This is a genomic window from Nostoc sp. UIC 10630, assembly GCF_010747425.1.
Taxonomy (GTDB): Bacteria; Cyanobacteriota; Cyanobacteriia; order Cyanobacteriales; family Nostocaceae; genus Nostoc.
In genome coordinates, this window is the sequence record NZ_JAAGOG010000247.1 from 1 (window position 1) to 9,986 (window position 9,986).

The following is a 9,986-nucleotide window of genomic DNA, read 5'->3' on the forward strand; positions in this document are numbered from 1 at the left end:
GGCAATGCTATATTCGCTACGCCCCCCGTTTATGACGAATTGCTGTTAGTAGCCCTGTATTTCTTAAAACAGCCCCCTATTTGCTAATAATAGCTAGTAATGCTAGATTTCGTTTATTTGCAATACTTCAGGGTAATTTATGAACAAAGGTGAACTAGTGGATGCTGTAGCAGCAAAGACCAACATCACAAAAAAGCAAGCCGATGAAGTCATTAGTGCTTTTTTGTCAGTAGTTATCGAAGCTGTAGCGAATGGAGAGAAGATAACGCTGGTAGGGTTTGGTTCATTTGAGCGGCGTGATCGCTCAGAGCGTGAAGGGCGTAATCCCAAAACGAATGAGCCAATGACAATTCCAGCGACCAAAGTACCTGCGTTTTCTGCTGGGAAACAGTTTAAAGAAAAAGTAGCACCATAGATGAATTGCTTTGCCACTAGCAATCCAATTAGTGCAAAGCTAGCTGTACCGTTCGCTGTTGTCAAGGCAGGTGGGGCAACGTTAGAGGTAACGTGAGTGTTGAATTGCAGATGTTACACAAGCGGGATCGCTGCATTTATTTTGGGCATTCTGAAAAGATAGCGTTTACTGAAGAAAATCATGTTTAAAGGATTCGGTGGGCCAAAGAAAAAATCAGTACTTGAGGACAATGAACTGACCACAGGGATTGTTCAGCATCCAGTTACGGGACTTTGGCAGACATGGATATCATTTACAGGTAATGATATTGGGTGTGTCACTGCCCATAATCAGCGAGACGATGCTAATAGAGTGGCGAAACAGATTGCTGATGCTTGGAGTGAAGGGAAATATAAAACTGGGGAAGAGGTAACAGCTTTTATCCAATCACTGCCTAATGATGGTGTCATAGATCCATTGCCCCAAAATATTGTGATGCAATTAAGTCAGCAGGCATTAAGCGCGAGGAAGTAAGAAAGTACGAACATCTTAAATTGAATCATCCATCCAACCGCATTCACAATCCCAATGCACTCTTGAGGTGTAGTCTCGGTCAAAGGATGCACCGCACTGGGGACACTTACCATGTTTGCCCAAATGCGAAATGAAACAGATACCCATCGGGCTAAATCAATGGTGATTTCTGGATGAACCCAAGTACCTTGTTCTTTGCCATACCCTTCAATTTCAATTATTAGAGACGATATGGGAATTCCCATATCGTTCCCAAGTGCTTGTAAATAGTCTTTTGTAGACTTTAGCCTTATGTAGTCAGACAAAAGTTTACGGTTAGCTCTAGCCATTTGGGTAGCATTAACATACCCTTTTGGTATTGTGTATTTGGCTATCTGCCCAGACTGGGGCATTTGGTTAATTTCTGAATCACGCCAAAAGTGTGTCAGCATTATAATTGGCTTACTTTTTGTAAATGAGTTTTGCAAAGCGATCGCGTTGCTTCCGGGCTGGCGATCGCTTTTGCGTTATCACTACCTCAGTGTAATCAAAAAACTCTCAAAACACAAGTTGGTGTTGTAAATTAGAGGAGAGCTAAATGACAGAGGAGGTCTGTTTTGTGAAACTGCCCTATGTATCTCGTTTTACTTGGGATGAAGAAACAGCACAGCGATTGAGAAAACTACGGGGTAAAACTAGCCGAGATAAATTAGCGATTCAAGCTGGTCGCAGCAATACTTTTATCCAAAACCTTGAATGGGCAAACCCTGGAAATAGACCAGAATCAATTTCCAAAGAAGATGCGTTTGCTATTTGTAATGCGCTTGATGTACCTATTTGGAAGTTATTTCCAGCGTTAGTAATCAATCCTGAAAGTTTACAAGAAATATGCAAAACTCTATTGACATAATACAACACCATGTTGTAAATTATATATACAACAGAGGAATTGAGCGCGATGCCTCTCAGAGAAAGGAAGAAGCGCTCAAAACTCAAACCAATCAATTGAATTAGCAACAAAACTATTAGAAACCAATAGCCGGCGGGATAAGCAGCCGCAGCCTAAAACTTGTAATGGCCAAGCCACCGCGAGATGATTCCGATGACCCACCAAGTCTAAAAACTGGTTGTAAAAAACTTCAATCTTTGCAGAACAAAGGCGATTGTGAACTCCTCAATCGCCTTCTCAATTGTTATCACGCGGCTGTACAGAGGACACGGTTACATCCCAATATCTTCTCTACAGCTTTGTGCTGTCTGGTGTTTTGACATCAGTTAATACGCTTTACCCTTGAACACTTTTATAAGGCTTCGCCAATTCTAGATTGAGAGTGTTGTGCTTGCACAACACTCTCAATAAAAATAGGACGATCGCTGCGTCTGGAAAACTTGCGATCGCCTTTTTACCCATTTAAGAGGTATTTCTAATGATTACACAAGTTTCAGCCCCTACGCCAACAAAAGATCCGCTAACCACAGGCGATCGCCAAATCATCGCAACCATCGTCAATCAGTCGGACTATTCAAAAGAGTGCAAGCCCGAAGATGTAGTAACTATCTGGATAAACTCGGATGATATCGTGTGGGTAAAAATGATCCACGGCTATGCTCGTTACCACAAACAATCTTTCAAACGCGCTGTTGCAGAGGTTAAAGCGAGTCTTTCTGCTCCAGTAGAGCGCAATCATAAGGAAGATGAGGAATTGAAACAAGCTTCTGAGAAAATTGGCTTGTTAGGTGATTGTGATTGGCTATCGTTGAGTGTCCAATACCATTCTGATAAGATAATCGGTCACGCTGGTTGTTATATCTCTCACAAGGCTCGAATATTAACCCCACCATCTGAATGGGACTTCACCTTGCCGAAGTGGAATATGCCTGCTGCCATCTGTCCAGACTGCGAAGGTCATGGGTGCGGTAATTGTTCGTATCGCGGGACTCGTGCAGAAGACTTGTGCGAACCAGTAGACGGCTATCGACTGACTTATGTAGGACGCACTAGCCTTCAGACGGCTCACAATGTATATCTAGATGGTGAGTTCTTGGGCATACTCTTCAAGGTCAGAAACGCTGAGGAAGTCTGGGAAAACGACCCCAAGACATACTACTGGCGCTGTGGCGATGGCATGAAGTATTGGAGTGTGAAAGAAGCTGTAGAGGTTCTATCCAGAGCAACTGCTCCGATTGAACTGCCGCAAGTTCGTCGGGAGTTAGTAGCGGCGTAAGTAAAAGGTGGGTTTTCATACCCACCATGCAACCATAACCAATCTTTGTAAAATAAAACACAGTTCGCCCTTACAAAATGACCCAACAACCTCACGATAAATTTGCCAAACAGTTTTTAGAAGAGTTACTTTCTCCCTTTGGGGAAGTAAAAACTAACAGGGAAGTCACAGATGAAACAAGATTTGTTGATGTGTTATTTTCGCCAACACCGACATCTGCGGTTGATGTAGAAACTTTAGGATTATTGGGTAGAATAGCGGTATTAAATACTACTTTGCTAGAACCGTTTCGCAATCAACCGAATAGAACAGAAGTACGTAGTTGTCTACAGAAATTGTTCACTGTGATTGCAGACGCACAGCGTAAAGCTAACAGGGAAGACACAACAATAGCGGAGAACGAGCTAGCACAACTGTGGATTATTTCTCCCAGTGCTTCTAAAGCTCTGCTCAAGGCTTTTGAAGCTAAACTAGATTTAGATAATTGGATGAGCGGGGTGTACTTTCTGCCTGAAGGAGTAAGAGCAGAAATAGTAGCGATTAACAAGCTACCGCGAACTCCAGACACGCTGTGGTTTAGGCTGTTGGGTCGGGGAAAGGTACAAATTCAAGCAGTAAGTGAACTGGTTGCCCTTCCACCAGAGAATATTATCCGCCGTAATGTTCTAGAAATGGTTTACAGGTGGCGTATCAGTGTAATGACACAAACAGATTTAACTGAAGATGACCAGGAATTAATTATGAATTTAACAGAAGCTTACCAAGAAGCAAGAGCGCAAGCGGTACAGGAGGGAGTAGAGCAAGGAGTACAACTTGAACGCCGTCAGGTTGTAGAAAATTTGTTGAGATTCCGGTTTGGTTCTGTGGATGAAGAACTCTCAAGAGTGGTCGATAATTTGTTGCAGCTAACACCAGAAGAATTTACTCCCCTGTGTCTTGAACTATCTCGTGAAGATTTACTCGCAAGATTTAATTCACATCAATAATCTGTACAGGGCAAATAATTAGTAACAAAAAGCGCTTTTGTTGATTCAAGAGCGCTATTTTATTGGCTCTACGCTTCATATATCACAATTAAACGGCTTCGCCAATGCGAAAGTGAAATGTATTGGTACTGAACAATGAACCCTCAAGAAAATTCCGAATTACTTGCTGCCTTAATGCGCCAGGAAGAATTACTTAAGCAGTTAGTTGCAGCAATCAATAAGCCAAAACTGGGATTGCACTCTGAAGCTGGCAATTGTAAAATCTACTGCAATCGTCAGCACGGAGGATTGTGGTACACACTCAATGGTGAACCGAGTGATGTCCCTCAAACTGCCTTAACTGGATATCTTAAAGAACTACGGTTTGAGAATACAGAACGCCGCAAAAAAGAAACCTGCAAGTTACTGATAACTATTCAAGCAGACCGGACGTATATTTTAGAATCAGGTTACGATACGCATTTCTCAAAGTGCATACTTGCGGCGATCGCAACTTTGACCCCAGAACAATTGTATTCTCCTATCACACTACAGCCTACTCCGGGGACGACAGATGAAAACGTGTTGTTCTGTCGGGTGTGGTTTGGGTCGGAATTAGTCATGGCATCTTACAACGAGCAAACAGAGTGGCGAGAGATCAGTAAACAAGCTTTAGCTGTGATAAAAGCGGCGAATGAGATTGCGTTTTAGTCCTAAAGATGAAGTAAGGCAGGTAAATCCTGCCTTGTGTGTCACTAAAATCAGCTTCATTCATGAATCTAACATTGCACATCTGATTGACAAAGACATTACTGACTTATGTCGAAACTGTGACTGCAAAAGTTGTAAACAGGGCTTGAGAGACTGTAGTTATAAGTTACTCAAGCTTTGTCTACAGCTAACAGTGCTGTTTAATCAATCACAAATAATTAGCGATGACTATTACAATCGTTCACCCCAATATCGAAAACTTACAGCAGTTTTCTGACTCATTCGACATTGAGAAAATATTGCAATCTGAGGGAATTCTGCCGTGGCTTTTAGCAAATGGCTGGAACTACAGCGATGAATCTTGTTTGATTGCAAACATTATCGATGAGTCAACAAGTCTTGATGAAGTTTTGAACTCTGAAGAGTTTGATTTTAATGCTCTGTCAGATGAATCAAAGGAGAAATTGAATCAGATTATGCGTGAAAAACTCTACAGTCAGGCTGATTAAATCTGACTGTAGAGAAAAATCGATTCCACGACAAATTATGGCACACTTCACTGCTAATGAGATGGAATTAAATTTGATTAAAGTGTATGACGCGACACTGTTAAGCTCATCAAAAGTTTACCAAATCAACGGTACACATTGTCGATACTTAGGCGATGCAGGTACTATCCAACATCTACAGTATCTATTTGTACCTCTGCCAAATCAAAGAAAAAAAGCCAGCTTTCGACTAAATCGAAACAAACTTATGACACGTTGTTATGAAGTCGAAGGTATGACTTATAACAAGCCTGTGGTACAGGATAATTCACAGCAACTTCAGCTATTTTGAGTTATGTCGATACATAAGCCACCAGTTATCAAAAGACCTGTCCGATTACAAAATAGCTCTACAAAAACAATTCATAGAGCTATTGCAGGCATCCACAAATTGAAAACTAGCCACAAAGAAAGCTTCGCTTAATTGAAAGTGAAAAATAATGATTGAGGTCAATAATCATGGTACAAGTAATTGACAACCCTGTTGCTGCAAATTTCCTAACTGATGCAGTAGTCGAGCGCCACAATTTCTCACAGTTAAATAAAACTCGCATTAGATTTCGCATTCAGCTAAAGAAAAGTACAAAGTCTGCCGCTCCTAAATGGGCGGATGTGCTAAAAGCTGAAGTCTCTGAAATTGAATCAGACCTCGTGAAAGTTACAAATTCTGAAGTCGGTTTGCGAGGTATAAAGGTATTTAAAAAGCTTGATGAAGCTGCTGCCCAATTGCGTCAAGAGATTGCTTCAGTTCAAGAGTGGATGTCTGCTGATACTGGTGATTGGGTTTGTCCGATTGATTTAGCTCCACTCGTGTGGAATCAGTTAATCAATATTAGGGATAATGTAGCTCCCAGTTTAAGGAATCAGCTTAAAGTTGATTACGAAACAGGGTTGCTTGATTATCAAGAGCGGATTGATCAGTTCCTCTCGCTTAACACCTGGGAATTAGCACAGGATAAGCAAGAGTCAGTTAAAGCCAACTTGTTAAGAGCATTCCCAACTCTGACCGATCTCGAAGACTATTTGCAGGTCGTTATTGGTCGTCCGGTGATTATCCCGGCATTGTCCGAACAACTGAACCAGCAGCAAGCCGAATGCCTAGACCAGATTACCAAGTTCATCCAACAGTATGACCAAAATCTAGAGCAAAGGCTACGGGAATCAGCGATCGCTGGCGGTGAACAACTAGCCGCACAGTTGCTCGAAGAGTTGGCTGATTGGGAGCCAGGACGCAAGCCCGTACAGTTTAAAAAGAAGATGCAACGCCATCTGATGAAGGTTCAGGTACTACTAGCGAATGCTGACCCGGAGGCAGGCAGTAGCTTGGAGGCAATGATGACGCACTTAGATTCTATCGTTAACGAGCCAGCGATTGAGTCCAAAAATCTTGGTTCTGATACGCGCAGTCAATTGCAGCAAAAGATGCAAGAGATTCGCACCAAGTTGTTAGATGAACAACGCAATCTACAATCACTTGCAGCTGACGACGTGGGCTTATCGAAAGCTACGGTCATGTCTTTCAAGTTTAGGTAAAAAACAGTCTTGGGCGAAGGTGCATTCGCTCAAGACTCGACCAACGTATTCGTATGTAGTTTCCAGAATAACCCAAAAAGGATAGCGCACCTGTACTATTTCTCAAACCAATTTGAAAGCCTTGGAGCCAAAAATGTCGCATTTCTCAACAGTTAAAACCAAGCTTGCTAACCGTGAATGTCTAATACAAGCTTTACAAGATTTGAAGCTGAATCCGCAAGTTCATGAAGAAGCGCAGCCCTTAAAAGGATACTACGGTGGCTATCTTGGACAAAGCGCTGAAATTATCGTATCTGGTCGCACCATAAAAGCCCGTGCAGACATCGGGTTCAAGTGGAATCAGTCAAGTGGTGTGTACGATGTGATACACGACAGTTACGAGACAGTTCCGAAGCTAGGCAAAGACTTTTTCAGCAATAAACTAATGCTGGCTTATGGTAAGCATTTGGTTCGTGTCAAAGCTGCCGAGTTACAAGAAAAATTTGGTGAATGTGCGATCGCTGAATTAACTAACGGGAGTGTGCAAACTCTACGGCTGACTTTTGCCGGACATCAGGAAGTTAAACAATTTGCACGGAGATAAATTATGGAACGCTCAATATTGATTCATTTTGACAGCGCTACAGGTGAAGTTCGCGTGGAGGCGGAGGGGTTCGAGGGAGTGAGTTGTTTATCGGCTACGCAACCATTTGAAGAAGCACTTGGAGTTGTCAGCGAGAGCGATCGCACGTTTAAGGACGAAGCCCAAACCCAACAGCTTCGTACAACTTCAACTCACCAAACCAGACTCAGACAGTAATAAGAAAAGGAGAACTGCGACTATTGCCAATTGCTTTATTGTCGTGGTTCTCCCAAGAGATTTTATCTACCCACCAAAAGAATACCCACTTGTTCACATTTACGGACAACAGAAAACACGCTTTTTCCGTGATCATCAAGCCGAATACTGAAGGTTTGTGTGTGCTGTTGAATGCCATAGTAACAGCGTAGTTTACCGCCGTAGGCATCGCCTACCAAGAGAACAACGGTACAGCAGAGGTTTTCGACGGCGATGCCGAAGTTTATGAAGTAGTCGTGAGACTTGTTAATACTCACGATGAATTAGCTGCATACCATATTAAATTGAAAAATAATGAACCTCTCAAATCTTCTCTCCACACTAGATTCACAAATTCCCATCGCTGCGGTTGATGTTCTATCTCCTGATGAAGCGACGATTATTCAGTGGCTGACTGCTGAAGCTAAAAATAAGCTCTCATGTCCAGTTTTCTTCTGGAATCTGGGAGTATCAACTTTGGAGCAATGTTTAATCGCAGCAGATGGGGGGTTGGTGTTTAAACCAGTTGCAGAGTATAAAAGACCACAACACGCTGACCCATTATTATATGTGTTTGATTACATTGCTAACTTTAGTGGGAATGGTGTATTTATCCTCGGAGATATTCACCCCTTTATTGCTAAGAATTCACCCCAATTGAGTTGGGAAATTTTAAGCAAGATTAAAAACCTTTACCACAGGTTAAAACCCACAGATAAACGCATTGTCTTGTTGGGTCAGAACATACAATTACACGAATCTCTAGTCAGATTGATTCCTTATTGTGAAGTCCCTTTACCTAGTATTGAGCAAATACTTGAACATATCACTTCTTATTTGCATGACTTACAACAGTCTGCTAGGGAGCAGGAATTGACTTTTACTGTTACGCTTGAAAATACTGAATTTGAAACTCTTTCTCGTGCAGCGTTGGGTTTAACCTTAGAAGAAATTAGTGATTTCCTTCGGTTAACAGTCAAAGAAAACTTAACTAATGATGGTGTCGTAGTTGACGCTGACTTTATCCCCAAAGCCGTCGAGTACAAAACTCGGCTACTCTCTCAAATGGGTATCGAACTAGGGAAACCTGCAATAATCCCGTTCGGCGGTTTGGATCTTCTGCGCGAGTGGGTGATGAGGCGGCGGCGGCTGTTCACGCAAGAGGCGCGAAGTCTCTCGTTACCCCAACCAAAAGGTGTATTGCTGGCTGGCCCACCCGGAACAGGAAAATCTCACTGTGCCAAAAACATCGCTAGCATACTTAATCTACCATTTCTGCAACTCGATATTGCGTCCCTTCTAGGTTCACTAGTTGGCGAATCCGAAGGTAATGTTAAACGCGCACTGAAAACAGCATCCGCGATCGCACCTTGTGTCTTGTTTATTGATGAGGTGGAAAAAGCACTTTCTGGTCAGGGTGATACTTCAGGTGTTAGTCAAAGGATTCTTGGAACTTTACTTACGTTCATGAGTGAGTGTACTGCTGGGGTATTTATTGTAGCTACTTGCAATGACCCATCAGCACTACCAAGTGAATTCAAGAGGAAGGGAAGATTTGACGAATCTTTCTTTGTTGATCTTCCCACAGAACCAGAGCGAGTCCAAATTCTAGGGATTCATCTACAACGTTTTGGCATTCACCTGGAATCAGAGTACCTCGAAGCGATCGCAGCCAACACCGCGAAATTCTCCGGTGCTGAATTGGAAACACTAGCATCTGAAGCTGCTCTGCTGGCATTCGATGAGGATAGACCGCAGCAGGTAACACTTGCTGATCTCGAAGCTTGTCGTCAAACCATTACCCCGCTTGCGATTCAGGACGCTGCGGCAGTCGAGCGGATGCAGGCATGGGCATCCACTGCACGACGGGCTAGCAGTCCTGTGGTTGCAGCGAAAACTCAATCTTTGCGTGCTGCTAAGTTTCGGAATATGAACTGATGAAAAAGCGATTGTCTCCTGATCTATGGGGGCGATCGCCTACGGCGGGCAGGTACGCCATCGCTCTTTTAAGTTCGTAGCGATCGCGTTCAGTATATCTATCTCAGATAGGGCAATGCCCTGAAGTTAGGAAATTGACAGGGTAAGAAAGATGGAAATCTATTTAGTCTTTGTTGACGCAATTCAAAATAGCAATAAATTCTGGGCGGCCATTGTCGAAGATGGTAACTTAACAGTGCAGTGGGGCAGAGTCGGTTATCAAGCGCAAACCAAAGTTCACACATTAGGCAATCATCAGAGAGCCGTTAGCAAATTCAACAATCTAGTAGCCGAAAAGATGAT

At 42.8% G+C, this 9,986-nt stretch carries 16 protein-coding genes; 14 read left to right on the plus strand and 2 right to left on the minus strand.

Annotated elements, in window-relative coordinates; genetic code table 11:
* Nucleotides 1-139: 139 nt before the first annotated feature.
* Both G1O98_RS33355 and G1O98_RS33360 read left to right on the plus strand, forming a co-directional pair.
* Nucleotides 140-415, plus strand: a complete 276-nt coding sequence (locus G1O98_RS33355) for an HU family DNA-binding protein (protein WP_114082187.1) — start codon at nt 140-142, stop codon at nt 413-415.
* A 180-nt stretch (nt 416-595) separates the two neighbouring features.
* Nucleotides 596-928 carry a hypothetical protein gene (locus tag G1O98_RS33360; RefSeq protein WP_163937620.1) on the plus strand — a complete coding sequence of 111 codons (333 nt, stop codon included), beginning with the start codon at nt 596-598 and terminating at the stop codon, nt 926-928.
* Here the strand turns inward: G1O98_RS33360 and G1O98_RS39140 are convergent.
* A complete protein-coding gene (locus G1O98_RS39140) occupies nt 901-1,359 on the minus strand; it encodes a KilA-N domain-containing protein (protein ID WP_243458619.1) in 459 nt (152 codons plus the stop codon). The genes G1O98_RS33360 and G1O98_RS39140 overlap by 28 nt on opposite strands.
* Before the next feature lie 146 nt (nt 1,360-1,505).
* On the opposite strand from G1O98_RS39140, the gene G1O98_RS33370 reads away from it, so the two are divergent.
* From G1O98_RS33370 to G1O98_RS33415, 10 genes are all read left to right on the plus strand, one after another.
* Nucleotides 1,506-1,817 (plus strand): helix-turn-helix transcriptional regulator, encoded by a 312-nt coding sequence (locus tag G1O98_RS33370; protein WP_163937623.1) that lies wholly within the window; start codon nt 1,506-1,508, stop codon nt 1,815-1,817.
* A 164-nt stretch (nt 1,818-1,981) separates the two neighbouring features.
* Complete coding sequence (locus G1O98_RS33375; RefSeq protein ID WP_163937626.1) at nt 1,982-2,176, plus strand: hypothetical protein; 195 nt, start codon at nt 1,982-1,984, stop codon at nt 2,174-2,176.
* A 158-nt stretch (nt 2,177-2,334) separates the two neighbouring features.
* Nucleotides 2,335-3,132, plus strand: a complete 798-nt coding sequence (locus tag G1O98_RS33380) for a hypothetical protein (RefSeq protein ID WP_163937630.1) — start codon at nt 2,335-2,337, stop codon at nt 3,130-3,132.
* Nucleotides 3,133-3,209: 77 nt separating this feature from the next.
* Nucleotides 3,210-4,118, plus strand: coding sequence for a hypothetical protein (locus G1O98_RS33385; RefSeq protein ID WP_163937633.1), 909 nt, complete (start codon nt 3,210-3,212; stop codon nt 4,116-4,118).
* 135 nt (nt 4,119-4,253) lie between these two features.
* The gene (locus G1O98_RS33390) at nt 4,254-4,808 is read left to right on the plus strand and encodes a hypothetical protein (protein ID WP_163937636.1); all 555 of its coding nucleotides are present in this window, start codon (nt 4,254-4,256) and stop codon (nt 4,806-4,808) included.
* 224 nt (nt 4,809-5,032) lie between these two features.
* A complete protein-coding gene (locus G1O98_RS33395) occupies nt 5,033-5,317 on the plus strand; it encodes a hypothetical protein (RefSeq protein WP_163937639.1) in 285 nt (94 codons plus the stop codon).
* Nucleotides 5,318-5,354: 37 nt separating this feature from the next.
* Nucleotides 5,355-5,648 (plus strand): hypothetical protein, encoded by a 294-nt coding sequence (locus G1O98_RS33400; RefSeq protein WP_345940622.1) that lies wholly within the window; start codon nt 5,355-5,357, stop codon nt 5,646-5,648.
* A gap of 167 nt (nt 5,649-5,815) precedes the next feature.
* On the plus strand, nt 5,816-6,889 hold the full coding sequence (locus tag G1O98_RS33405; protein WP_163937642.1) for a hypothetical protein: 1,074 nt from the start codon (nt 5,816-5,818) through the stop codon (nt 6,887-6,889).
* 133 nt (nt 6,890-7,022) lie between these two features.
* The gene (locus tag G1O98_RS33410; protein WP_163937645.1) at nt 7,023-7,472 is read left to right on the plus strand and encodes a DUF1257 domain-containing protein; all 450 of its coding nucleotides are present in this window, start codon (nt 7,023-7,025) and stop codon (nt 7,470-7,472) included.
* Nucleotides 7,473-7,475: 3 nt separating this feature from the next.
* The gene (locus G1O98_RS33415; protein WP_163937648.1) at nt 7,476-7,688 is read left to right on the plus strand and encodes a DUF2997 domain-containing protein; all 213 of its coding nucleotides are present in this window, start codon (nt 7,476-7,478) and stop codon (nt 7,686-7,688) included.
* A 62-nt stretch (nt 7,689-7,750) separates the two neighbouring features.
* On the opposite strand, the gene G1O98_RS33420 is transcribed toward G1O98_RS33415, so the two are convergent.
* A complete protein-coding gene (locus G1O98_RS33420; protein ID WP_163937651.1) occupies nt 7,751-7,984 on the minus strand; it encodes a hypothetical protein in 234 nt (77 codons plus the stop codon).
* Nucleotides 7,985-8,021: 37 nt separating this feature from the next.
* On the opposite strand from G1O98_RS33420, the gene G1O98_RS33425 reads away from it, so the two are divergent.
* Nucleotides 8,022-9,644 (plus strand): AAA family ATPase, encoded by a 1,623-nt coding sequence (locus tag G1O98_RS33425; protein WP_163937654.1) that lies wholly within the window; start codon nt 8,022-8,024, stop codon nt 9,642-9,644.
* A gap of 151 nt (nt 9,645-9,795) precedes the next feature.
* Nucleotides 9,796-9,986: WGR domain-containing protein (locus G1O98_RS33430; RefSeq protein ID WP_163937657.1), on the plus strand; the 191-nt coding region annotated here is incomplete at its 3' end.